Genomic DNA, 24,024 nt, shown 5'->3' on the forward strand with positions numbered 1-24,024 from the left:
GAAGCGTTCCCGCGCCCTAGGGACCTTGGTCCCCTTCTCGGGGGGCGGAGGGCGGACGTCCGGCGGCGAGGGCGGCGGCCACCGTGCTGAACCGGTGGGCCCTGCGGTGCGTCGGGTGGGCGGCGGTGCGCCCGCCGCCGGCCAGGGTCTCCGGGGCGACCCGGTAGAAACGGCGCTTGGCCAGCTCGACGAGGGCCAGGTAGGCGACCACCATCAGGCCCAGCACCGCGAAGAACGGGCCGGGCAGCGGCTGGAAGCCCAGTGCGCCGGCGAGCGGGGTGACCGGGATGACCGCGCCGAGCGCCACGACGCTCAGGGCGGCGACCGCCAGGGGCAGGCTCGGACGGCTGCGGAAGAACGGCACCCGCCTGGTCCTGATCGCGAAGACCACCAGCACCTGGGTGGCCAGGGACTCGACGAACCAGCCGGTGCGGAACAGCGGCGGCCCGGCGTGCAGGACGCCGAGCATGACGGCGAAGGTGGCGAAGTCGAACAGCGAGCTGACCGGCCCGAAGAACAGCATGAACCGCCGGATCGACGACACGTCCCACCGGGACGGGCGCCGAAGCTGCTCGGGATCGACGTTGTCGGTGGGGATGGCGAGCTGGCTGGAGTCGTAGAGCAGGTTGTTGAGCAGGATCTGGGACGGCAGCATCGGCAGGAACGGCAGGAACGCCGAGGCCGCGGCGGCGGAGAACATGTTGCCGAAGTTGCTGGACGTCCCCATCAGGACGTACTTCATGGTGTTGGCGAAGATCTGCCGGCCCTGGATGACGCCGTCGGCCAGGATGGCGAGGTCCTTCTCCAGCAGCAGCACGTCGGCGGCGTCCTTGGCGACGTCGGTGGCCGCGTCCACGGAGATGCCCACGTCGGCGGCGTGCAGCGCGAGCGCGTCGTTGACGCCGTCGCCGAGGAAGGCCACGTCCAGGCCGTTGCGCCGCTGGGCCCGCACGATGCGCGCCTTGTGCTCGGGGCTGACCCGGGCGAACACCACGGCCTGGTCGATGAGCGCGCCCAGCCGGGCGTCGTCGGCGGCCTCGACGTCCTGGCCGGTCAGCACCCGTCCGCCGGGCAGGCCGAGGTCGGCGCAGAGCTTGGCCGCGACCGCCGGGTTGTCCCCGGTGAGCACCTTGACGGTGATGCCGAGGCCGGCCAGGCGGCCCAGCGCCTGCCGGGCGCCGGCCTTGGGCGGGTCGAGGAAGACCAGCAGGCCGCGGAAGGTGAGGTCGTGCTCGTCGGCCTGGCTGAGGGTGGTCCGGCGGGCGGCGTCGCCGGTCAGCCGCCGGGTGGCCACCGCCACCACGCGGTTGCCGGCGGCGAACTCGGCCTCCAGCACGGCCCTGCTCTGGCCGGCGACGGGGGCGCAGCGCGCCAGCACGGCCTCGGGAGCGCCCTTGGTGACGATCATCCGGCCGTCGTCGTCCTCGACCAGGACCGAGGCGGTCCTGCGCTCGTGGTCGAAGGGCACGACGGCCAGCCGCCGGCCGGGCGGCCCCGGCCGGAGCGCGGCGGCGGCGGGCGCGTCCCACAGGGCGACGTCCAGGGGGTTGCCGCTCGCCGACCGGCCCGGCTCCCCGTCCTGGCCGCTGACGACGGCCTCGTTGCACAGCAGGCCCAGCTCCAGGACGCGGTCGTCGGGGCCGCCGTCCGGCCCGAGCGCGCGCGTGAAGCTGATCCGCCCCTCGGTCAGCGTTCCGGTCTTGTCGGTGAACAGCACGTCGATGTCGCCCAGGTCCTCGATGCAGACCAGCCGCTTGACCAGCACCCGGTGCCGGGCCAGCCGGTGGGTGCCGGCGGCCAGGCTGGTCGAGACCACGGCCGGCAGGAGCTGCGGGGAGATGCCGACGGCGATGGCGAGCGAGAACAGCAGCGCGTCCAGCACCGGGCGGTGCAGCACGAGGTTGACGACGAAGATCCCGGCGGTGAGCGCGGCGGCGACGCGCACCAGCAGCATGGAGAACCGGCGCAGCCCGATCTGGAACTCGGTGTCCGGATGGCGGTCGCCGAGCCGGAGCGCGATGCGCCCGAACTCGGTCCGTCCGGCGGTGGCCACCACCACGCCGGCGCCGGACCCGGCGTGCACGACGGTGCCCATCAGCGCGCAACTGGCCAGCTCGGCCAGCGCGCGGTCCGGGCCGACGGGCTCGACGGCCTTGGCCACGGGCAGCGACTCGCCGGTCAGCACCGACTCCTCGCACTCCAGCCCCGCCGACGACACCAGCCGCAGATCGGCCGGGACGATGTCGCCCAGCCGCAGCGTGACGACGTCGCCCGGGACCAGCGCGACCACGTCCACCAGCCGGGGAGCGCCGTCCCGCAGGGCCAGGCAGCGGTGCCGGATCTGGGAGTGCAGCGCCTCGGCGGCCTTCTCCGCCCGGTACTCGTTGAAGAAGCCCAGCCCGACCGAGACCGTCAGGATGACGCCGATGATGATCGCGTCCGTCGGCTCGCCGAGGAAGAACGACGCGGCGGCGGTGACCGCCAGCAGGATCAGCAGGGGCGAGCGGAGCTGGCGGCCCAGCACCGCGAGGCGCCGGGCCCGGTGGGTGCGCAGGGAGTTGGGGCCCACGGCGGCCAGGCGGCGCTCCGCCTCGGCCTGGGTCAGGCCGCCGTCCGTGCCGCCCAGCCGGGCCATGACGTCGTCGACCGGCAGCGCGGCCGCGACCGCGACGTCCAGCGCGCCCTGTCCGGTCATGTCACCGTCCGAGTCATCCCGCGTCCCGGCCTTCCGCTCGGCCTCCTCCTGGTTCTGGTAACCGGCCCGCCGCCAAGACAAAGGCAAAGGCGCTCCACGCCCGTCCCAACGCCCGTCCCGACGCCCGTCCCGAGGCCCGTGCCGACGCGGCGACGTGCCGTCAGTCCTGGGGCCGGACCACCGCCACCGGGCAGCGGGCGTGGTGCAGCACGCCGCGGCTGACCGACCCGAGCAGCGCCGACCCCAGCCCGCCGCGCCCGTGCGACCCCACCACCAGCAGGTCGGCGTGGTCGGAGGCCGCGGTGAGCGCGTCCACGGGGTGCGCCGACGGCGTGTCCCGCACGACGACGACCTCGGGGTAGTCGGCGGCGAACACCTTCACCAGGTCGTCCACGACCTGCTGCTGCGCCGCGCGGACCTCGTCCATGGCGTAGGCGGCCTCCGGCGCGAACGCGTGCACGGGCAGTTGCCAGGCGTGCAGCACCCGCAGCGTGGCGGCCCGCAGCCGGGCCTGCTCGAAGGCGTAGGCGAGGGCGGGCTCGCACTCCGGCGAGTCGTCCACCCCGGCCACCACCTCGCCGCGCACCTGCTGCCGGTCGCCGCGCACCACCACGACGGGGCAGCGGGCGTGCCCGGCGACGTGCGTGCCGACCGAGCCCAGCAGCGCGCCGGCGAACCCGCCGAGGCCGCGGCTGCCGAGCACGATCTCGGCAGCCTCCTTCTCCTGCCCGCGCAGCACGACCGCCGGCAGCCCTTCGACGTCCTGCGTCGTGACCTCGACGGACGGCTGCCGCTCCCGGGCCAGCGCCTCGGCCTCCCGCAGGATGCGCTCGCCCTCGTCCGCGAGCAGGTCGGGCACCCAGCCGGGGGAGAACCGGTGGATCTGGTACGGCGTGCGGTCCACGGCGTGCACGATCCGCAGCGGCAGCCGCATGCGGAAGGCGTCGTCGGCGGCCCATGCGACGGCGGCGCGCGAGGCCACCGAGCCGTCGGCTCCAGCAACGATCATGATGTTCCCTCCTTCGTCACCTTCCATGAGACCCGGCCTCCCGCCGTCCCCCGAAGAGCCGAAGGTCGGCCGGGCCAGGGCCGAAGGACCTTCCCCGATGCCGTCCCGCGAAGGCCGGCGGCCTGGACGGCGTCCCGCCGTCCGTCGCCGTGGCCTGCACCACGACCACGGGGCACGGCGGCCGGCGCAGGCACGACAGCAGCACCGCGCCGAGCCGCGCGTCCTCGGCGGGCCGCGCGGCGGAGCCGAGGACCAGCAGGCCGGCCCCGCGCGCGTGGTCGGCGAGCGCCGTCTCGGGGCGGCCCCGCACGAGCCGCGCCTCGACGGCGACACCGGGGAACCGGTCCATGACCAGGGCGGCCGCCTGATCGAGCACGGCGCTCGCGCGCGCCTCCTCGAACCCGGCGGGCCTGGACGGGCAGGGCGCGTACGGCGCCCTGTGCTCGTTCGCGGGCTCCCAGGCGTGCACCACGACCAGCCGCGCCCCGCGGCGGCCCGCCTCGTCGGCGGCCCACAGCAGCGCGGCCGCGCAGTCCTCCGTGCCGTCGGTCCCGGCCACGATCAGGCGAATGCTCATACCTCCACGTTCCGCCCACGAGCCCGGGGCGGAACAGTGCCGAAGGCCCTGCTTCCGGTGACTTTCGACCCTGCCGCCGTCCGGCCGGTCCCCCGAGGCTGGGGGAGCTGGACGACCTGCACGTTTACCGCCCTGAGCAGGGCGAAGACTAGATCCTGAAGACACCTCGCAGCGACTCCGCCGGCCCGAGGGCCAGGGCGGGCAGGAAGGACACCCGTGACGCCCTCGTCCTCTGGCCTGTCGTCGGCGGAGGCAGCCGTACGCCTGGAACGCGACGGCCCCAACCTGCTCCCGCGCAAACCGCCCACCCCGCTGTGGCGGCGCGTCGTCACCCAGCTCCGCGATCCGCTGATCATCGTGCTGCTGATCGCGGCGGCGCTGACCGTCGGCACCGGCGACTGGACGGACGCCGCGGTGATCGCGCTGGTCATCGTGGTCAACACGGCCGTCGGCGTGACGCAGGAGGTGCGCGCCGACCGCGCCATCACGGCCCTGGCCGAGCTGGCCACCCCGGAGGCCCGCGTGGTGCGCGACGGCCACCAGCGGCAGATCCCCGCGGGTGACGTCGTGGCCGGAGATCTGCTGGTGCTCGCCGAGGGCGACATCGTCCCGGCCGACGCCGAGGTGGTGGAGTCGGCGGCGCTGCTGGTCGACGAGTCGGCCCTGACGGGCGAGTCGGTCCCGGTGGACAAGGACGCGGGCGCGACGGTCTCCTCGGGCACCGTCGTGGCGCGCGGCAGGGGCCGGGCGGTGGTCACCGCGATCGGCGCGGCGAGCGCGAGCGGGCGCATCGCCGCGCTCATGGTCAAGGGCGCCGGCCTCACCCCGTTGCAGCGCCGCCTGGTCGGGGTCGGACGGCTGCTGGCCGGCGTCGCGGTGGTGCTGTCGGCGCTGGTGCTGGCCCTGGGCCTGGTCCGCGGCCAGCCGGTCGAGCTGATGGTGGTGACCGCGATCAGCCTGGTGGTCGCCGCCGTGCCCGAGTCGCTGCCCGCGGTCGTGACCCTGAGCCTGGCCCTGGGCGCCCGCCGGATGGCGGCCCGCGACGCGCTCGTCCGCAACCTGCCCGCCGTGGAGACGCTGGGCTCGGTGACCGTGCTCGCCACCGACAAGACGGGCACCCTCACCGAGGGCCGCATGGTCGCCCGGCACCTGTGGACCCCGGCCGCCGAAGCCCCGGTCACCGGCTCCGGCTACGCCCCCGACGGCGGGCTCGCCGCCGGTCAGGACCCGGACGAGTTCGCCGCGCTGCTGACCGCCGCCGCGTTGTGCAACGACGCCCGCCTGCGCCCGCCCCAGGAGAGCGGGGAGGAATGGACCGCGCTGGGCGACCCCACCGAGGCCGCGCTGCTGGCCGCCGCCGCCCGGCTCGGCCTCGACCGCGCGGCCCTTCAGGAGCGGTTCCCCAGGGTCGCCGAGCTGCCCTTCGACAGCGACCGCAAGCGGATGAGCACGGTGCACCTGCTGCCCGGCGGCGGCGCCCGGCTGATCTGCAAGGGCGCCCCGGAGGCGCTGCTGCGCCCGGACGTGCTGACCGGCGACCCGGAGCTGTCGGCCCGCGCCGCCGAACGCGCCGACCGGTTCGCCCGGGACGGCTACCGCGTGCTGGCGGTCGCCGCCGCCGACCTCGACGCCGTCCCGCATCCCGTGCGGGAGGAGGGGCTGAGGCTGCTCGGGCTCGTCGCGATCCTCGACCCGCCGCGTGCGGCGGCGGCCGCGGCCGTGGCCGACTGCGCGCGGGCCGGGATCAGGACGGTCCTCATCACCGGCGACCATCCGGGCACCGCCCGCGCGGTCGCCGCCGACCTGGGCATCATCGGCGATGCCGACCGCGTCCTCGACCGCGTCCTCGACCGGGTCGTCGACTGCCGGGAGCCCGGCGCGCTCGCCGCGGGCCCGGCCGGCGTCTACGCGCGGGCCACCCCCGAGCAGAAGCTCGACATCATCGAGGGCCTGCGCGGCCGGGGCGAGGTCCTGGCGATGACCGGCGACGGCGTCAACGACGGCCCGGCGCTGCGCCGCGCCGACATCGGGGTGGCCATGGGCAGGCGCGGCACGGAGGTCGCCCGGCAGGCCGCCGACCTCGTGCTCGCCGACGACAACCTGGACACCGTCGTGGCGGCCGTCGAGGAGGGCCGCCGGGTCTACGCCAACATCCGCCGTTTCCTGGTCTACGGCCTGTCGGGCGGCGCGGCGGAGATCGCGGTGATGCTGCTGGGCCCGTTCGTGGGGCTGCCGCTGCCGCTGCTGCCCGCGCAGATCCTGTGGATCAACCTGCTCACCCACGGCCTGCCCGGCGTGGCGCTGGGCGGTGAGCCGACGGTGCCGGGAACCATGTCGCAGCCGCCGCGTCCGCCGGGTCAGAGCATCATGGGGGCGGGCCTGTGGCAGCGGGTCGTCCGCATCGCCGTGGTGCTCACCGCCGTCACGCTGGGCGTCGCCGTCTGGGGCTCGATGACCGGGCGGCCCTGGCAGAGCATGGCCTTCTTCGCCCTCGGCGCCACCCAGCTCGGCGTGGCGCTGGGCACCAGGACCCGCCCCGGCACCCTGGCCAACCCGATGCTGCTGTTCGCCGTGGGCGGCGCGTTCGTCCTGCAACTGGCCGGGGTCTACCTGCCGCCGCTGCGCGAGCTGCTCGGCACCCGGCCGCTCGCGCCGGGAGACCTGCTGGTCGTCGTCGCGCTGTCCACGCTCGGCTACGCCGCCGCCCGCCTGGACCGGATCCTGCACCCGTCCCCCACGCCCGAGCGGCACTGAAACGGCGCCCGGCGGGAACCGCCGGGCGCCGCTCTCCGGCGGGCCGTCAGGACGCGGGCACCGGGAAGGACGCCGCCAGGCTCTCGCCCCACTGCCTGGCCCGCTCCAGCTCGCCCGGCACCAGCGGCCCCTGCGTGCCGGTCACGTAGAAGCTGCACGGCGGCACGGCGAGCCGGACGCCGAGGCGGCGCAGCCGCTTGGCGACCGCCCGCCCCGCCGAGCCGGGCAGGCGGGGCTTGGCCACGCGGGTGTCGAACGCCGCCGAGCAGAGCCCGGCCGACGACGTGCTCAGCGTGGCCAGCCACTCGCGCACGCCCCGGCCGCGCGACACCAGCGGTCCGGCGGCCTGCTGGGCGGCCGACTCGCGGGTGGCGGCCCGGCTCATGGAGAAGGCGTGCGTCGGGCCGCCCACCACCAGCAGGGTGACCTCGTCCCCCACGTGCGCGGGGGCCGTGCCGACCTCGGCCACCTCGGCCCGCATCCGGGTGGCCAGCCCCTCCGCCACGGCCTGGGCGATCCGCTCGGTGTTGCCGTACATGGACTCGTAGACGACCAGGGCCTTCATCTCACGCCTCCCGCCGTCCCGGGCAGGATGGGTTCGAGGTGGAACATCCCGGTCACCACCTCGCTCGGCTCGGGGCGCGGCTCGATCCGGCCGGCGACCGCCGACAGGACGTCCCGGGCGGTGATCAGGCCCACCAGGCCGTCGCCGGACAGCACGGGCACGGCGTCCACGTCGGCGTCCAGCATGGCGGCGGCCACCCGGCTCAGCGGGGTGCCCGGCCCCACCCGGGGGGTGCGCGCGCCGCCGAGCAGGTCGCGCACCTCGCGGCCGGCCTGCTCCTGCGGCCCGCCGGACCAGGACGCGGCCAGGCACTCCCGCGTCAGGATGCCCAGCAGGCGCCCTCCGTCCATGACCGGCAGGTGGTGCACGCCGGCCCGGCGCATCAGCTCCCACGCCATCAGCGGCGACTCCTCGGCCTTGACGGCCACCAGGACGCGGCTCATCACCTGCCCGGCGGTCGGCGTTCCGTTCACGACCCCTCCTCCTCGCCCGGCCGGACCACGGCGACCGGGCAGGTCACGTGGTGCAGCACGCCGTGGCTGACCGAGCCGAGCACCGCGGAGGCGAACCCGCCCCGGCCGCGCGAGCCCACCACGACCAGGTCGGCCGAACCGGCCACCTGCGTCAGGGCGGTGACCGGGTGGGCGCACGGCTGCTCGTCGGTGATGACCAGGTCCGGGTTGGCCTCCCGCCAGGGCACGACCCGCTCGCGCGCCGCGCCGGTCTCCTCGCGCATCAGGTCCTGGATCAGGCTGTTGTAGGTGACCGCGTACGGGGAGAAGACGGGCATCTGCCAGGCCGAGACGACGTGCAGCCGCGCCCCGCGGGCCCTGGCCTGCTCGACGGCGTACTCCATGGCCGCGTGCGCGTCCTGCGAACCGTCGTAGCCCACCACCACCCTGCCGTGCTCGGTGGCGGGGGCGGGGGCGCGGACGACCACGACCGGCCCCGACGCGTGCCCGGCGACCGCCAGGCTCACCGAGCCGACCGTCATCCCGGCGAACCCGCCGAGCCCCCGGCTGCCCAGCACCACACCGGCGGCCGTCGCAGACTCGCGGATCAGCTCCCCGGCCACGTTCCCGGACAGCAGCTCCGTCGTCACCTTGACGTCGCCGGCCAGCGCGCGGGCCCGGTCGGCGGCCTCCTCCAGCAGGCGGGCGCAGTGCCCGGGGTCCACCTCGTGCAGCCACTGCGGCCCGACGTGCACGAGACGCAGGTCCAGGCCCCGCCGCCGCGCGTCGGCGGCCGCCCATTCCACCGCTCCGGTCGCCGGGACGGACCCGTCCACGCCGACGACGATGTGAGTGCTCATCGCGCATCTCCTTCACCGGTCGAAGCTCTCACCCTCAGGCTCCTACGGGCGTCGGCGCGGCGCCGGAGGAGGAAGTCCCGCCCGGCAGGGCCGTTGGTCCTCATCGGCGTCGCGAGGAGAAGATCTGGCACGATCCGGTCACGCCACCGGCCCACCCTCCCCACGCTCTGTAGTGTCGATGAGCGCCCCCTCCTCGCGCAGTAGCCCGCTCAACGTGAGGACGTCCTCATGACCGACGAAGCGGTTCCCCCCGTCGCAGCGCCCGCCCGCACCGGCGACCTGCTGGAGAAACCCCAGCTGGCGGAGATGTTCGCGCTGGCCAAGAAGCTGGACGGCACCTGGCCGGTCTTCGCCCGGAGCCTGGATCCCGCCGACGACCCGGCGTCCCTGCGCGGCCGCTACCGGGCGGTGGCCGCCTCCACCGCCCGCTGGTCGGTGCGGCGCAAGCACGTCGAGGACTGCGTGAGCGCCTGGGTTCTGCTGCCCATGCTCGGCGCGGCCGTCGTCTTCGTGGTCTCGGTGTTCTCCGTCACCTCCGTGCAGAAGATCTTCCTGGCGGTCGCGGGTCTCACGGTCTTCATCTGGGTCTCCGTCTGGATCGAGAACCGGCGGCACCGCCCGCTCTTCCGCTACCTCCTCGACCCGCTGATCACCATGCTGGGAATCGGCTGCCTCCCGGCCGTCCTGTTCCTCGGCCGCGCCACCGGCCCGGCGTGGGCGGTCGACCTGGCGAGCCGGGGATGGATGCCGATCCCCCAGAGCATCGGCACCGTGTGCTGCGCCCTGGTCATCGGGATGATCCCGGTCAAGGTGGTGATGTGGCAGTGGGACCGCGAGTCCCGCGCCTCGCCCACCGAGCCGCTCTTCGAGCAGCTGGCGGCCATCCTGGCCCGCGCCGAGCCCGACCGCCGCGGGCAGCTCCCGCCGGGGACGCGCAGGGAGATCCTCGCCCTCCTGGGCAAGGTCTCCTTCCTGCTGCGGGTCGGCATCCCGACCGCCGCCCGGGGCGGGACGCCGCTGACCAGGGCCGTGGTCCGCGCCCGCGCGGTCGAGGCGTCCAGGGCCGTCATCGACCTCCAGCTGGGGGTGGCGCTGCCGTCCCCGACCGCCTACCACGACCTCCGCGCCCGTGTCGCCGCTCTGACCCGCACCGTCATCACGGGCGAGTACGACCGGCTCCCCACCCGCGACACCACCCCCGAGGCCACCCGCCGGACGTGGCACGCCCGCGTCCTGGAGACCGTGCGCACGCTGGTGATCGCCCTGCTCCCGGCCGCCGGCCTGGTGGCCGCCGACCGGCTGGGCCTCAGGCTTCCTGCCCCCTTCGACGACGGCGCCATGATCGCCGTCGTGGCCTGGGCCGTCGTGCTCCTCCTGGGGCTGCTCGACCCGAACTTCTCCGCCCACCTGGCCGCCGCCCGTGACCTGACCACGCTTCCCGCCTTCAACCGGAGCACCGACAAGGGCGCGTAGCGCGGCCCGGTCAGCGCGGCCCGGTCAGCGCGACGTCAGCCGCGCGAACGTCTGGTGGGCGATCTCCCACTCCTCGTCGGTGGGGATGACGAGGACGGGCACCTCGGCGCCGGGGACGGACACCGCGCGCTCGCCGGACGCCCGCGCGGCGTTGAGCGCGGGGTCCACCGCGACGCCGATCCGCTCCAGCCCCGCCAGGCAGGCGGCGCGGGTGGCGGCGTCGTGCTCGCCGACGCCGCCGGTGAGCACGATCGCGTCCACCCGGCAGCCGAGCAGCGCGTGGTAGGCGCCGACGTACTTGCGGATGCGCCGGGTGTAGATCTCCAGGGCCAGCCTGGCCTCGTCGTCGTCGCGGGCGCGTACCTGGCGCATGTCGCCGGAGCCGGTGAGCGCGAGCAGGCCGCCGCGGTGGCTGAGCTCGTGCTCCACCTGCTGGGCGTCCAGGCCGCCGGTGCGGGCCAGGTACGCGGCCAGGGCCGGGTCGACGTCGCCCGAGCGGGTGCCCATGACCAGCCCTTCCAGCGGCGTCATGCCCATGGAGGTGTCGACGCTGCGCCCGCCGGAGATCGCCGTGGCGCTGGCGCCGTTGCCGAGGTGCAGCACGATCAGGTTGAGCCCGGCCAGGTCGCGGCCCAGGACGGCGGCGGCGCGGCGGGAGACGTACGCGCACGAGGTGCCGTGGAAGCCGAACCGCCGCACGCCCTGCTCCCGCCACTCGCGCGGCACCGCGTACGTGTACGCCTCCGGCGGCAGCGTCCGGTGGAACGCGGTGTCGAACACGGCCACCTGCGGCACGTCCGGGAACACCTTGAGCGCCAGCCGGATGCCGGTCAGGTTGACCGGGTTGTGCAGCGGCGCGAGCGGGGCCAGCTCCTCGATCGCGGCGATGACGTCGTCGTCGATGAGCACCGCCTCGGTGAACCGGGTGCCGCCGTGCACCACCCGGTGCCCGACCGCGATGGGCGCCGGCTCGGGCCCCGCCGCGGCGAACGCCGCCAGCATCGCCTCCAGCCCGTCCCCGTGGCTGGGGAAGGGACGTTCGCGGACGTACGGCGGCCCGTCCCCGCCGTGGTGGGTGATCCGCCCGCGTTCCTCCCCGATGCGCTCGACCAGCCCTCGGGCGGCGCGCTCGCGGGTGTGCGGATCGACGAGCTCGTACTTGATGGAGGAGGATCCCGTGTTCAGCACGAGAATGGGGTCGGCCATGCCCATGACCCTAAGTCCGTTCCGGGGGCCGGGTGGCGGCGCGGAGGCCGTTCGGGACTTCCGGCCCTACCGGCCGGGCCGCACCGCGCGCTGTGATGGGAGAGCCGCGAGGCCGCCACCCCGGGCGGAGCGGTCCGCGGGGACGACCGCCGTGGCAAGCTGACCTGGGAAGACCGACGACTCCGAGTGGGAGGCCAGACAGCGATGCTCGTCCGCGAGGTCATGAGCGGCCCGGCCGTCACCGTCCGCGACACCGATCCGGTGCGGCGGGCCGTGCGCGTCCTGCACGGCCACGACATCACCGCCGCGCCCGTCGTCGGCGACGACGGCCGGCTCGTGGGCGTGGTCAGCGAGCTGGACCTGCTGCGGGGGGAGTTCGAGCCGGATCCCCGCGCGACCGTCCGCCCGGTCGCGGCGGCCGAGGAGCCGCCGCCCCGCCAGGTCATGGACGTCATGAGCCGCGACGTCGTCACCGTCACCGAGACCACCGACGTCACCGTCGCCATCGATCTCATGGTCCGCGAGCGGGTCAAGAGCCTGCCCGTCGTGACCGGCGGGCGGATCGCCGGGATGGTCAGCCGCCGTGACCTGATGGCCATGCTCGCCCGCCCCGACGAAGATTTGCGCCAGGAGGTCGAGGCCGCGCTGCGCGAGCAGTACCCGGCGGGCCCGCGCTGGGACGTCGCCGTCCGCGACGGCGTGGCCGAGCTGCGCGGTCCGTCCCAGCAGCAGGCCGACCACATCGCCGGCGTGCTGGCCCGCACGGTGCCCGGCGTCGTACGGGTCAGACATGTCCGGCCGTCACCGTGAGAACCGGCCATCCCGCATGCCTGCCGAACGCGACCGATGCCGCAGAACGGGAAGATCACCCGGCCGCCGCCAGCCCAGGACGCCCACTCCGGCAAGGGACTCGGTGGCCTTGTGTCCGCCCCAGGGGCAGGCTCCATACTCGGGCGGTGCCCGATCTGATGACCACTGGACAGTTCGCCGCGCGGTCCGACCTGACGCTCAAGGCGCTGCGGCTGGACGGCCCCGCGGGGGCGGCCGGCGGCTGCCTGTCCGGGCCGCCGTTCGCCGTCTTCCACGGCACGGTGGGCGCGGACTCGAACGGCCCGGTGGAGGTGTGCCTGCCGACCGGCGGCCCGATCGAGCCCGCCGGCCGGATCGGGGTGCGGCTGGAGCCGTCCCACCGGGCCGCGTACGTCGAGGTCGGCAAGGAGCGGTCCCGGCACCCGGCGATCCTGCCGGCGTACGACACGCTCAGGTTCACGTCGTGGTCATCGCGTCCAGGTCCACCTCTGGTTGGTTCCGCCGTGGCAGGTGTAGAGCTGGAGCCGGGTGCCGTTGGCGGTGCCCTGGCCGACGGCGTCCAGGCACAGCCCTGACTGCACGCCCGCGATCGTGCCGTCGGGGTTCAGGCGCCATTTCTGGTTGTCGCCGCCCCAGCAGGAGTAGATCTGGATCCTGGCGCCGTTGCCGGTCCCGGCCGCGTCGAGACACTTGCCGCCGTAGACCCGGAGCTCGCCGGCCGAGGTGGCGGCCCATTGCTGGTTGCCCTGCCCGTTGCAGTCCCAGAGCTGGACCGCGGTGCCGTCGGCGGTGGCGGAGCCCGGGACGTCCAGGCAGCGCCCCGAGCCGGCCCCCTTGATCTGCCCGGCGGCCGGCGGGGTCGGCGTCGTGGTGGACGAGCCGCCGTCCAGGCCGAAGAAGTGGACGGCGAGCGCCGCCATCCCGGGATGAGGCAGGTCGTGCCCGGCGCCGGTGACGGTGTACGCCTCGACCTGCCCGGAACCGAAGACCCGCCGGGTCCAGCCGGGCTGCGGGCTGTCGGTGGAGGCGGGCGTCTGGCTCAGGCCGTGCACGTCGGTCCACTGGTCGACCTGCTCCTGCAGCATCGTGTACGGCAGCACGGAGTCGGCGGTGCCGTGCCAGGCCATGACGCGCGGCCGGGGCCCCGCGTAGCCGGGGTAGGCGTTCCTGACCAGGTCACCCCACTGCCGCGGCGTCTTGTCGCCGCATCCGGCGGGCCCGAGGCAGCCGTAGGGGACGCCCGAGAACGGCGCGCCCGCCTTGAACACGTCGGGGTAGGTGGCGAGCAGGTTGCCGGTCTCCATCGCGCCGGAGGAGAAGCCGGTGGCGTACACCCGGTCGGGGTCGCCGTTGTAGCGTTGCAGCACGTAGTTCGTCATGGAGACGATCGACACCGGGTCGCTGCCGCCGCCGTGCCGCAGGGCCTCGTTCGACCATACGTCGAAGCAGTTCGACAGGCCGTTGGCGCTCTTGTTCGCCTGCGGGTAGATGACGACGAAGCCGTACCGGTCGGCCAGCGAGGCGAACTCGGTGCCCTGGTGGAAGCCGGGGGCCCAGCCGTTGCAGCCGTGCATCGCCACGAGGACGCCCGGCCGGGCGGCCACCCTGTCGGGGACGTAGAGGTACATCCGCAGGTCGCCCGGGTTCGTCCCGAAGTTCGTCACCTCGGTCAGGACCGCGGCCGACGCCTGCGGCGCGCCCACCAGCAGCATGGACAGACCGGTGACCGCCGCCGTGATCACAGCCGCCAGAGCGGCTCCGATGCCCGCGTGCCTTCTTCGCTTCATGGTTCCGCCTGTTCGTGTGTTAGCGCTAACAAGTCGCGGTGCTGGCGGGACGGAGCAAATACGAGCCGGACAACCCTGTCAAGAGCCCCCCGAAGCCCGCGGCGGCCGGGAATACGCCCCCACCTCGAACGACCCGACCCGAACGCGCTCACTCCCGGACGAGCGTCGCGGTGAAACTTTCACGACCCGCCGGCCGAAAACTTTCGACAGGTGGAGGTCCTGGACGGCCTGCCTCCATCGGCAGGGCGACTCCGAAAGTTTTACCCGAATCTTGACAACTTTCGGCCAGATCCACACACTGAGTGCCCGAGCCCGGCTCCTCCCCACCCGCTCCCCGAGCGTCTTGGGCGCACCCCTCCGAAGTGCGTCCGCACGACCTTCCCCCTGATTCGCGTACGGAGGCTCCAGCATGCGTGTCAACGCCATGTCCCCACCGGCCGCAGGACGGCCGCCCGGCGCGCGCCGCCGGGCACTGATCACCGGCGCGATCGGCGCGCTCGGCCTGCTCACGGCACTGGCGACGGCGCTTCCCGCCGATGCCGCGGCGAGCACGCTCGGCGCGGCCGCCGCGCAGAGCGGCCGCTACTTCGGCACCGCCATCGCCGCGGGCAAACTCGGCGACTCCGCCTACACGACGATCGCCAACCGCGAGTTCTCCATGGTGACGGCCGAGAACGAGATGAAGATCGACGCCACCGAGCCCAACCGCGGGCAGTTCACCTTCACCAACGGCGACCGGGTCTACAACTGGGCCGTGCAGAACGGCAAGCGGGTGCGCGGGCACACCCTGGCCTGGCACTCCCAGCAGCCCGGCTGGATGCAGTCGCTGTCGGGCAGCTCGCTGCGCCAGGCGATGATCGACCACATCAACGGCGTCATGGCCCACTACAAGGGCAAGATCTACGCCTGGGACGTGGTCAACGAGGCCTACGCCGACAGCGGCGGCGGCCGGCGCGACTCCAACCTCCAGCGCACCGGCAATGACTGGATCGAGGTGGCCTTCCGCACCGCGCGCGCCGCCGACCCGGCCGCCAAGCTGTGCTACAACGACTACAACATCGACAACTGGACCTGGGCCAAGACGCAGGGCGTCTACAACATGGTCAAGGACTTCAAGGCCCGGGGCGTGCCGATCGACTGCGTCGGGCTGCAGTCGCACTTCAACGGCAACAGCCCGTACAACAGCAACTACCGCACGACCATCCAGAGCTTCGCCGCGCTGGGCGTGGACGTGCAGATCACCGAGCTGGACATCCAGGGCGGCTCGGCCACCACGTACGCCAGCGTCGTCAACGACTGCCTGGCGGTGCCGCGGTGCGCCGGCATCACCACCTGGGGCGTTCGCGACAGCGACTCCTGGCTCGGCTCCGGCGCCACCCCGCTGCTCTTCGACGGCAACGGCAACAAGAAGCCCGCCTACACGGCGGTGCTCAACGCCCTGAACGGCGGCGGCACGACACCGCCGCCCGGCGGCGGCGCGGGGCAGATCAGGAGCACGGCCGCCGGCCGCTGCGTGGACGTGCCCAGCGCCAGTACCACCGACGGCACCGCGGTGCAGCTGTGGGACTGCAACGGCCAGAGCAACCAGCAGTGGACGCAGACCTCGGCAGGGGAACTGAAGGTGTACGGCAACAAGTGCCTGGACGCCGGGGGCACGGGCAACGGCGCCAAGATCCAGATCTACTCCTGCTGGGGCGGCGACAACCAGAAGTGGCGCGTCAACTCCGACGGCACGATCGTGGGCGTGCAGTCCGGGCTGTGCCTGGACGCCGTGGGCGGCGGCACCGGCAACGGCACGGGGCTGCAGCTCTACACGTGCTGGGGCGGCAGCAACCAGAAGTGGACCTACAACGCGGGCGCCGCGTGAGCTTCACCGGCCCGTCGCGCCGGGGCCTGAGCGCCCCGGCGCGGCTCCACCCGCCGCCCGTGCCCCTCACCCTGTCGGCGCCAGGCGTCTTCCGTGAAACTTTCACGACGACGAGCAGTGCGACACCGGCTCCGTGGAGGCGGAACTCCAGGCGGGAAGGCGTCCGCAGGGCAGCGCCCCGTTCGGCCGGCGCTTCCCCCATTGACGCCGGAACGGACGGTCGGATGTACTCCCCGAAACGGAGTCACCCCACCGGCAGGACGATGTTAGCGCTAACAAAACCCCGACCCACCCAAGGATGCCTGACATGCCACAACCGGCGGCACGGGAAGCGACAGCGACCCGACCGGCCGGTTGTTAGCGCTAACAACGCGCCGAGCGACCAGGCAACGGCCCCTCGAAGGCCCTGACCTGCTGACCCCGTGACCGGCCCCGGCCGTTCACCGCCCCCCATCCCAAGGAGCTCCGCATGTCCTTGAGCCGCCGTCAGCTCTTCCAGGCCACGGGCGCGACCGCCGCGCTCTCCGTCGTCGGCCGGATGGCCGGCGCGTCCCCCGCCCTGGCCGCAGTCCCCTGGAGCAGGCCCGACATCGGCGTCTCGGCCTACGAGTTCGACCTCGGCCAGGTCCGGCTGACCTCCGGCCGCCTGCTGGACAACCAGAACCGCGCCCTCGCCTACCTGCGCTTCGTCGACGTCGACCGGCTGCTGTACGTCTTCCGCGCGAACCACCGCCTCTCCACCGGCGGCGCCGCGTCCAACGGCGGCTGGGACGCGCCCGGCTTCCCGTTCCGGTCGCACGCCCAGGGCCACTTCCTGACGGCGTGGGCGCAGGCGTACGCCGTGCTCGGTGACACCGCCTGCCGCGACAAGGCCCGGTACATGGTGGCGGAACTGGCCAGGTGCCAGGCGAACAACCCGGCCGCCGGGTTCACCGCCGGTTACCTGTCCGGTTTCCCGGAGTCGGACTTCACGGCCCTGGAGAACCGCACGCTGACCAACGGCAACGTGCCCTACTACTGCGTCCACAAGACCCTGGCCGGGCTGCTGGACGTCTGGCGGCTGATCGGCGACACCCAGGCCAGGACCGTGCTGCTGGCCCTGGCCGGCTGGGTGGACGCCCGGACGTCGCGGCTGTCCGCCGCCCAGTTGCAGGCCATGCTCGGCACCGAGTTCGGCGGCATGAACGCCGTGCTGACGGACCTGTACCAGGCGACCGGCGACCCCCGCTGGCTGGCCACGGCCCAGCGGTTCGACCACGCGGCCGTGTTCGACCCGCTGGCCGCCGGTCAGGACCGGCTCAACGGCCTGCACGCCAACACCCAGGTGCCCAAGTGGATCGGCGCGGCCCGCGAGTACAAGGCGACGGGCGTCACCCGCTACCGCGACATCGCCGTCAACGCCTGGGCCGTCACGGTCGGCGCGCACACGTACGTGAACGGCTCCAACAGCCAGGCCGAGCACTTCCGCGCGCCCGGGGCCATCGCCTCCTACCTGACCAGGGACACCGGCGAGGCCTGCAACACCTACAACATGCTCAAACTGACCCGGGAGCTGTGGCTGATGTCGCCCGACCGGGCCGACTACTTCGACTACTACGAGAACGCCCTGCTCAACCACCTGCTCGGCCAGCAGAACCCGGCGGACGCGCACGGGCACGTCACCTACTTCACCCCGCTCAACCCCGGTGGACGGCGCGGCGTCGGACCGGCCTGGGGCGGCGGCACCTGGAGCACGGACTACGGCACGTTCTGGTGCTGCCAGGGCACCGGGATCGAGACCAACACCAAGCTGATGGACTCGATCTACTTCCACGACGACACCACGCTGTTCGTGAACCTGTTCGTGCCCTCCGTCCTCGACTGGGGCGCGCGCGGCATCACGGTCACCCAGACCACCTCCTATCCGGTCAGCGACACCACGTCGCTGCAGGTCACCGGCAACGTGAGCGGATCGTGGACGATGCGCGTGCGGATCCCGGCCTGGACGCAGGGCGCGACGATCAGCGTCAACGGGGTCCGGCAGGACGTCGCGGCCGCGCCGGGCGGCTACGCCGTCCTCACCCGGTCGTGGTCGTCCGGCGACACCGTGACCGTGCGCCTGCCCATGCGGGTGGTCATGAAGGCCGCCCCGGACAACCCCGGCGTGCAGGCCGTCACCTACGGTCCGGTCGTGTTGTCCGGCGACTACGGCGACACCGCCCTGTCCTCGGCCCCGGCCCTGAACCCCTCCTCGATCACCCGGACCGGCGGCTCCTCCCTGGCCTTCACGGCCACGGCCGACGGCGCGCCGGTGCGGCTCGGGCCGTTCCACGACGCCGTCGGCCACAACTACGTCGTCTACTGGAACGTCCAGGGCGGGACCGGCGCGGCGAGCTTCCGGCTGGTCAACGCGGCCAGCGGGCTCGTCCTCGGCATCAAGGACATGTCGACCGCCGACGGCGGCCTGGCGCTGCAGTGGACCGACAGCGGCACCGCCGACCACGACTGGATCCCGGTCGTCGACGGCGGCGCCCTGCGGTTCCGCAACGCGCACAGCGGCAAGGTGCTCGGCGTCGAGAACATGTCGACCGCCGCCGGCGCCCGGGTGCTCCAGTGGGGCGACACCGGCACCGCCGACCACCGCTGGACGGTCACCGACGCCGGCGACGGCTCCGTCAAGATCCGCAACGTCAACAGCTCCAAGCTGCTCGGCGTCCTGAACGGCTCGACCGCGAACGGCGCCCAGGTCGTCCAGGACGCCGACGACGGCAGCCCGGACAACCAGTGGCGGTTCCTGCCGAACGGCGCGCGGCGCGTCCAGAACGTGGGCACCGGGATGGTGCTCGGGGTCACCGGCATGTCCACGGCCGACGGCGCGCTCGTCGTCCAGTGGGGCGACAACGGCACCGCCGACCACCTGTGGACCGCCGTCGCCGACCCCGGCGGCTACCTGCGGCTGCGCAACTCCCACAGCCAGAAGGTGCTGGGCGTGGAGAACATGGGCACCGCCGCCGGCTCGCGGGTCGTGCAGTGGGCCGACAACGGCACCGCCGATCACCGCTGGCGGCTGCGGCACGGGTCGGGCGCGGCCTTCCGCATCCAGTGCGCGGGCGGCGGCCGGGTGCTCGGCGTCGCCGGCACGTCCCAGGGCGCGCAGGTCGTGCTCGCCGACGACGACGGCTCCGACGACAACCTCTGGAGGTTCCTGTGAGACGGGTGCTCGCGGCTGTCTCGGCCCTGCTTCTCGTGGGCGTGTTGCTCACCGCCCAGGAGGCGTCGGCCGCGACGGTCGACACCAACATCTGGTACGTCCTGGTCAACCGCAACAGCGGCAAGGCCCTGGACGTCTACAACCTGTCCACCGCCGACGGCGGCCGCATCACCCAATGGACCAGGAACAACCAGAACCAGCAACAATGGCAGTTCGTCGACTCCGGCGGCGGCTACTACCGCATCAAGTCCCGCCACTCCGGAAAAGTCCTGGACGTCTACAACTTCTCCACCGCCAACGGCGGCTCGATCGTCCAATGGACCGACCTCAACGGCGCCAACCAGCAATGGAAACTCACCGACAGCCCCGACGGCTACGTCAGGCTCATCTCCCGCCACAGCAACAAGGCCCTGGAGGTCCAAGGAGCCTCCACCGCCGACGGCGCCAACATCGTCCAGTACGACGACTGGGGCGGCGCCAACCAGCAATGGCAGCTCGTCCCGGTCACCGGCAGCGGCGGCGGCGACTACGCCAACCCGGTCGTGTGGCAGGACTTCGCCGACGGCGACATCATCCGGGTGGGAGACGCCTACTACTACTCGGCCTCCACCATGCACTACTCGCCGGGCGCGCCGATCCTGCGGTCCTACAACCTGGTCGACTGGGAGTACGCCGGGCATTCCGTGCCGAGACTCGACTTCGGCTCCGGCGCCTACGACCTCAACGGCGGCCGGGCGTATGTGAAGGGCATCTGGGCCTCGGCCTTCAACTACCGGCCCGGCAACGGCACCTTCTACTGGCTCGGCTGCGTCGAGTTCAACCGCACCTACGTCTACACCGCCTCCGCCGTGGACGGCACGTGGACCAAGCGCTCGCAGATCAACAACTGCTACTACGACGCCGGCCTGCTGGTCGACTCCGACGACACCATGTACGTCGCCTACGGCAACAGCACCATCAGCGTGGCCCAGCTCTCGGCCGACGGTCTCAGCCAGGTGCGCGCGCAGCAGGTGTTCCAGACGCCCAGCAACGTCGGCACCCTGGAAGGCTCCCGCTTCTACAAGCGGAACGGCTACTACTACATCTGGCTGACCCGGCCCGCCAACGGCCAGTACGTGCTCCGCTCGACCTCGCCATGGGGCCCGTACGAGATGCGCCAGGTCCTGCTCGACCTGCCGGGCCCCGTCGCCGGCGGCGGCGTCCCGCACCAGGGCGGGCTCGTCCAGACCCGCGACGGCGACTGGTACTACATGGCGTTCGTCGACGCCTACCCCGGCGGGCGCGTCCCGGCCCTGGCGCCGATCAGCTGGACCGGCGACTGGCCGGTCGTGCGGACCGTCAACGGCGGCTGGGGCGTCAACTACCCCAAGCCGAACATCCAGACCAGCCGGACCGTGACGTCCATGATCGGCCCGGACACCTTCACCTCCGCCACGCTCGGCCCCCGCTGGGAGTGGAACCACAACCCCGACACCGGCCGCTTCTCCACCGGCAACGGCCTGCGCCTGCAGACCGCGACCGTCACCGGCGACCTGTACAACGCCCGCAACACGCTGACCCACCGCATCCAGGGCCCGTCCTCGACGGCGACGATAGAGCTCGACCCCTCGCAGATGGCCGACGGCGACCGCGCCGGGCTGGCGATGCTGCGCGACCAGTCGGCCTGGATCGGCGTCAAGCGCGACAACGGCGTCAGCCGGGTCGTGATGACCAACGGCCTGACCATGAACGGCTCGTGGCAGACCACCGGCACCGGCGCCGAGGCGGCGAGCGCGAGCGTGCCGGGCGGCCGGATCTGGTTGCGGGTCAACGCCGACATCCGGCCCGGGTCCGGCCGTCAGGCCCGCTTCTCCTACAGCACCGACGGCAGCGCCTTCGTGCCGCTCGGCCCGGCCTTCACGCTGAACAACGCCTGGCAGTTCTTCATGGGTTACCGCTTCGGCATCTTCAACTACGCCACCAAGTCCCTCGGCGGCGCGGTCACCGTGCGCCGCTTCGACCTGACCACCCCCTGACACGGCATCGGAGCTCATGGTGAAGAGACACAGCCCCCTGACCGTCCTCGCGACGCTGGCCGTCCTGCTGGCGAGCCTGTTCGTCGCGAGCCCGCCCGCCGAGGCGGCCACCGTCGACACCAACGCCTGGTACGTCCTGGTCAACCGCAACAGCGGCAAGGCCCTGGACGTCTACAACCTGTCCACCGCCGACGGCGGCCGCATCACCCAATGGACCAGGAACAACCAGAACCAGCAACAATGGCAGTTCGTCGACTCCGGCGGCGGCTACTACCGCATCAAGTCCCGCCACTCCGGAAAAGTCCTGGACGTCTACAACTTCTCCACCGCCAACGGCGGCTCGATCGTCCAATGGACCGACCTCAACGGCGCCAACCAGCAATGGAAACTCACCGACAGCCCCGACGGCTACGTCAGGCTCATCTCCCGCCACAGCAACAAGGCCCTGGAGGTCCAAGGAGCCTCCACCGCCGACGGCGCCAACATCGTCCAGTACGACGACTGGGGCGGCGCCAACCAGCAATGGCAACTCGTACGGACGGACGGTGGCAACCCCGGCATGTGTGACCTCCCCTCGACCTACCGCTGGACCTCGACCGGCCCGCTGGCGACCCCGAAGGCGGGCTGGGTCTCGCTCAAGGACTTCACCGTCGCCCCCTACAACGGGCGGCACCTGGTCTACGCCACGACCCACGACACGGGGACCAAGTGGGGGTCGATGAGCTTCAGCCCGCTCGCCAGCTGGTCCGACATGGCCTCGGCGACCCAGAACACGATGTCCTTCTCCGCCGTCGCGCCCACGCTGTTCTTCTTCGCCCCCAAGAACGTCTGGGTGCTGGCCTACCAGTGGGGCGGGCCCGCCTTCTCGTACCGGACCTCCAGCGACCCCGCCAACCCCAACAGCTGGTCGGCGCCGCAGACGCTCTTCTCCGGAAGCATCTCGGGGTCCGGGACCGGGCCCATCGACCAGACGGTCATCGGCGACGGCACCAACATGTACCTGTTCTTCGCCGGGGACAACGGCAAGATCTACCGGGCGAGCATGCCCATCGGGAACTTCCCCGGCAGCTTCGGCACGGCCTCGACCGTGGTCATGAGCGACACGACGAACAACCTGTTCGAAGCCGTCCAGGTCTACAAGCTCCAGGGCCAGAGCCGGTACCTGATGCTCGTCGAGGCGATCGGCGCGCAGGGCCGCTACTTCCGTTCGTTCACCGCCACCAGCCTGAACGGTTCCTGGACGCCCCAGGCCGCGACCGAGGGCAACCCGTTCGCCGGCAAGGCCAACAGCGGCGCCACCTGGACGAACGACATCAGCCACGGTGAGCTGGTCCGCACCGGCGCCGACCAGACCATGACCGTCGACCCGTGCAACCTGCAACTGCTCTACCAGGGCCGCAGCCCCAGCTCGGGCGGCGACTACGGCCTGCTGCCCTACCGGCCGGGGGTGCTGACGCTGCAGCGCTGACGGCGCGGCGACCTCCTGGCGGTCACCTCGTGAAATGCCGCGGGCCCACCCCTCCGCCGAGGGGTGGGCCCGTGGCGGGTCCGATTCACCTGAGCCAGGCGTTGCGCCGGACGATCGGCAGGTTGCCCAGGCCGAGGGTGGCGCCCGCGCCGGCCATCGCCAGGCCGATCAGGACGATCGCGTAGATGATGTGCTCGTCCATGAACGGGTTGTTGGCCAGCGGAAGTTCGGCGGCCCACATCAGGGTCAGCATGAGCGTGCCGGCGACCGCGGCGATCCGGGTGCCGACGCCCAGCACCAGCGCCAGGCCGATCCCCGCCAGACCGGCCATGAACAGCCAGTCCACCCAGACCTGTCCGGCCAGGTTCGAGAACAGGCCGCCCAGCGCGTTCTCGCCGGTGCCCTTCAGGAAGCCCGTCGTCGGGCTGCCGCCCGCGATCCACGCCTTGCCCGCAGGGGTCGCGAAGCCCCACCCGAACGTCTTGTCCAGGAACGCCCACAGGAAGATCCAGCCGATCGCGATCCGGGCGACGGCCCAGACGTAGTCGACCGGGGTGCGCGCCGCCTTCACGGGGGCGACGTCCATCACGGGCCGGTTGATGGTGGTGGCCATGGCGGGCCTCCCTTTCGGTGGGGGGTGTACGTCCTCGTCTCACCCCTATTCCACTGCGGGCGAGCGCTGCCGGTCAGTGTCGTACGCCCCCCGCTGGAAGGACCTTGGTCCTCAGCGCCGTCCGTCCGGGGCCCGCCCGGCCGGCCTCGGGCCTTCGGCTGCCGGAGGCGGGACTTTGGGCCCTATCCAGGCGGCCGTCGTTCTCGTAGCTTCGCGTCGGGGGCATCGTGCTTCCGCTGACGAACGCCGGCCACCGGCCGCCCGCCGAAGGTAAGGAGACGGACATGGGTTCTCAGGCGCGGCCGCGCACGGGCAGGCGGGCGGTGCTGAAGGTCTCCGGCGACCTGGACCTGGCCACGCAGGCGGGGTTCCGCGCCCGGATCGCCGCCGCCCTCGCCGAGCAGGGCACGCGTCTCGTCCTCGACCTCAGCGGGGTGACCTTCATGGACGCCCGCGGGCTGGCCGCGCTGGTGGCCGCGCGCGACCTGGCGGCCGCCCGCCACGGCAGCCTCCGGCTGACGGGGGTGACGCCGGCCGTCCTGCGGTTGCTGGAGGTGACCCGCCTCGACCGGACGTTCTCCCCGGTCTCCCTCGCGGACGTCCGCCCCGCCGCGTGAACGGCGGGCGTGCGGGGGCGGCATCCAGGCCGCCGAGCTGCCCGACGGCGTGCATGTACGGGCCGA

Annotated in this window: 18 protein-coding genes; 9 read left to right on the forward strand and 9 right to left on the reverse strand. The window is 73.1% G+C overall.

The window, feature by feature from the left end:
* Nucleotides 1-16: 16 nt before the first annotated feature.
* The 3 genes from mgtA to ACIBST_RS02905 form a co-directional block, all read right to left on the reverse strand.
* Nucleotides 17-2,782, reverse strand: coding sequence for a magnesium-translocating P-type ATPase (mgtA, locus tag ACIBST_RS02895; protein ID WP_397168542.1), 2,766 nt, complete (start codon nucleotides 2,780-2,782; stop codon nucleotides 17-19).
* Between the two features lie 73 nt (nucleotides 2,783-2,855).
* On the reverse strand, nucleotides 2,856-3,704 hold the full coding sequence (locus tag ACIBST_RS02900; protein WP_397168543.1) for a universal stress protein: 849 nt from the start codon (nucleotides 3,702-3,704) through the stop codon (nucleotides 2,856-2,858).
* 16 nt (nucleotides 3,705-3,720) lie between these two features.
* Nucleotides 3,721-4,281, reverse strand: coding sequence for a universal stress protein (locus ACIBST_RS02905; protein ID WP_397168545.1), 561 nt, complete (start codon nucleotides 4,279-4,281; stop codon nucleotides 3,721-3,723).
* 216 nt (nucleotides 4,282-4,497) lie between these two features.
* Here ACIBST_RS02905 and ACIBST_RS02910 point away from each other — a divergent pair, with 216 nt between their 5' ends.
* Nucleotides 4,498-7,035 carry a cation-translocating P-type ATPase gene (locus ACIBST_RS02910; protein ID WP_397168547.1) on the forward strand — a complete coding sequence of 846 codons (2,538 nt, stop codon included), beginning with the start codon at nucleotides 4,498-4,500 and terminating at the stop codon, nucleotides 7,033-7,035.
* 46 nt (nucleotides 7,036-7,081) lie between these two features.
* Here ACIBST_RS02910 and ACIBST_RS02915 read toward each other — a convergent pair whose 3' ends face one another.
* Genes ACIBST_RS02915 through ACIBST_RS02925 form a run of 3 tightly spaced genes read right to left on the reverse strand, consistent with a single transcriptional unit; the run spans nucleotide 7,082 to nucleotide 8,912 of the window.
* A complete protein-coding gene (locus ACIBST_RS02915; RefSeq protein ID WP_397168548.1) occupies nucleotides 7,082-7,600 on the reverse strand; it encodes a flavodoxin family protein in 519 nt (172 codons plus the stop codon).
* Nucleotides 7,597-8,073 (reverse strand): HPP family protein, encoded by a 477-nt coding sequence (locus tag ACIBST_RS02920; RefSeq protein ID WP_397168549.1) that lies wholly within the window; start codon nucleotides 8,071-8,073, stop codon nucleotides 7,597-7,599. Before ACIBST_RS02920 ends, ACIBST_RS02915 begins: the two co-directional genes overlap by 4 nt.
* A complete protein-coding gene (locus ACIBST_RS02925) occupies nucleotides 8,070-8,912 on the reverse strand; it encodes a universal stress protein (RefSeq protein ID WP_397168551.1) in 843 nt (280 codons plus the stop codon). Before ACIBST_RS02925 ends, ACIBST_RS02920 begins: the two co-directional genes overlap by 4 nt.
* 228 nt (nucleotides 8,913-9,140) lie before the next feature.
* Between ACIBST_RS02925 and ACIBST_RS02930 the strand changes: the two genes are divergently transcribed.
* Nucleotides 9,141-10,385, forward strand: coding sequence for a hypothetical protein (locus ACIBST_RS02930; protein ID WP_397168552.1), 1,245 nt, complete (start codon nucleotides 9,141-9,143; stop codon nucleotides 10,383-10,385).
* Nucleotides 10,386-10,409: 24 nt separating this feature from the next.
* Here ACIBST_RS02930 and ACIBST_RS02935 read toward each other — a convergent pair whose 3' ends face one another.
* Entirely contained in the window at nucleotides 10,410-11,591 is a 1,182-nt protein-coding gene (locus ACIBST_RS02935; protein WP_397168554.1) for an acetate/propionate family kinase, read from the reverse strand.
* A gap of 204 nt (nucleotides 11,592-11,795) precedes the next feature.
* On the opposite strand from ACIBST_RS02935, the gene ACIBST_RS02940 reads away from it, so the two are divergent.
* Both ACIBST_RS02940 and ACIBST_RS02945 read left to right on the forward strand, forming a co-directional pair.
* Nucleotides 11,796-12,401: a CBS domain-containing protein gene (locus tag ACIBST_RS02940; protein WP_397168555.1), complete on the forward strand. Its 606-nt coding sequence runs from the start codon at nucleotides 11,796-11,798 to the stop codon at nucleotides 12,399-12,401.
* A gap of 146 nt (nucleotides 12,402-12,547) precedes the next feature.
* Entirely contained in the window at nucleotides 12,548-12,976 is a 429-nt protein-coding gene (locus tag ACIBST_RS02945; RefSeq protein ID WP_397168557.1) for a hypothetical protein, read from the forward strand.
* Here the strand turns inward: ACIBST_RS02945 and ACIBST_RS02950 are convergent.
* On the reverse strand, nucleotides 12,869-14,188 hold the full coding sequence (locus ACIBST_RS02950; protein ID WP_397168559.1) for a PHB depolymerase family esterase: 1,320 nt from the start codon (nucleotides 14,186-14,188) through the stop codon (nucleotides 12,869-12,871). The genes ACIBST_RS02945 and ACIBST_RS02950 overlap by 108 nt on opposite strands.
* 409 nt (nucleotides 14,189-14,597) lie before the next feature.
* Between ACIBST_RS02950 and ACIBST_RS02955 the strand changes: the two genes are divergently transcribed.
* The 4 genes from ACIBST_RS02955 to ACIBST_RS02970 all read left to right on the forward strand — a co-directional run bounded on the left by ACIBST_RS02955 (nucleotide 14,598) and on the right by ACIBST_RS02970 (nucleotide 22,728).
* Entirely contained in the window at nucleotides 14,598-16,055 is a 1,458-nt protein-coding gene (locus ACIBST_RS02955; protein WP_397168560.1) for an endo-1,4-beta-xylanase, read from the forward strand.
* 469 nt (nucleotides 16,056-16,524) lie between these two features.
* On the forward strand, nucleotides 16,525-19,245 hold the full coding sequence (locus ACIBST_RS02960) for a beta-L-arabinofuranosidase domain-containing protein (protein ID WP_397168562.1): 2,721 nt from the start codon (nucleotides 16,525-16,527) through the stop codon (nucleotides 19,243-19,245).
* Nucleotides 19,242-21,260 carry an RICIN domain-containing protein gene (locus tag ACIBST_RS02965; protein WP_397168564.1) on the forward strand — a complete coding sequence of 673 codons (2,019 nt, stop codon included), beginning with the start codon at nucleotides 19,242-19,244 and terminating at the stop codon, nucleotides 21,258-21,260. The genes ACIBST_RS02960 and ACIBST_RS02965 overlap by 4 nt, the downstream gene beginning before the upstream one ends.
* 16 nt (nucleotides 21,261-21,276) lie before the next feature.
* Nucleotides 21,277-22,728 (forward strand): non-reducing end alpha-L-arabinofuranosidase family hydrolase, encoded by a 1,452-nt coding sequence (locus ACIBST_RS02970; protein ID WP_397168565.1) that lies wholly within the window; start codon nucleotides 21,277-21,279, stop codon nucleotides 22,726-22,728.
* Nucleotides 22,729-22,813: 85 nt separating this feature from the next.
* Here ACIBST_RS02970 and ACIBST_RS02975 read toward each other — a convergent pair whose 3' ends face one another.
* Nucleotides 22,814-23,341 carry a hypothetical protein gene (locus ACIBST_RS02975; protein ID WP_397168567.1) on the reverse strand — a complete coding sequence of 176 codons (528 nt, stop codon included), beginning with the start codon at nucleotides 23,339-23,341 and terminating at the stop codon, nucleotides 22,814-22,816.
* A gap of 284 nt (nucleotides 23,342-23,625) precedes the next feature.
* On the opposite strand from ACIBST_RS02975, the gene ACIBST_RS02980 reads away from it, so the two are divergent.
* Nucleotides 23,626-23,958 (forward strand): STAS domain-containing protein, encoded by a 333-nt coding sequence (locus ACIBST_RS02980; RefSeq protein WP_397168568.1) that lies wholly within the window; start codon nucleotides 23,626-23,628, stop codon nucleotides 23,956-23,958.
* Nucleotides 23,959-24,024: the final 66 nt, after the last annotated feature.

This window comes from Nonomuraea sp. NPDC049684 (assembly GCF_044465345.1).
Lineage (GTDB): Bacteria > Actinomycetota > Actinomycetes > Streptosporangiales > Streptosporangiaceae > Nonomuraea.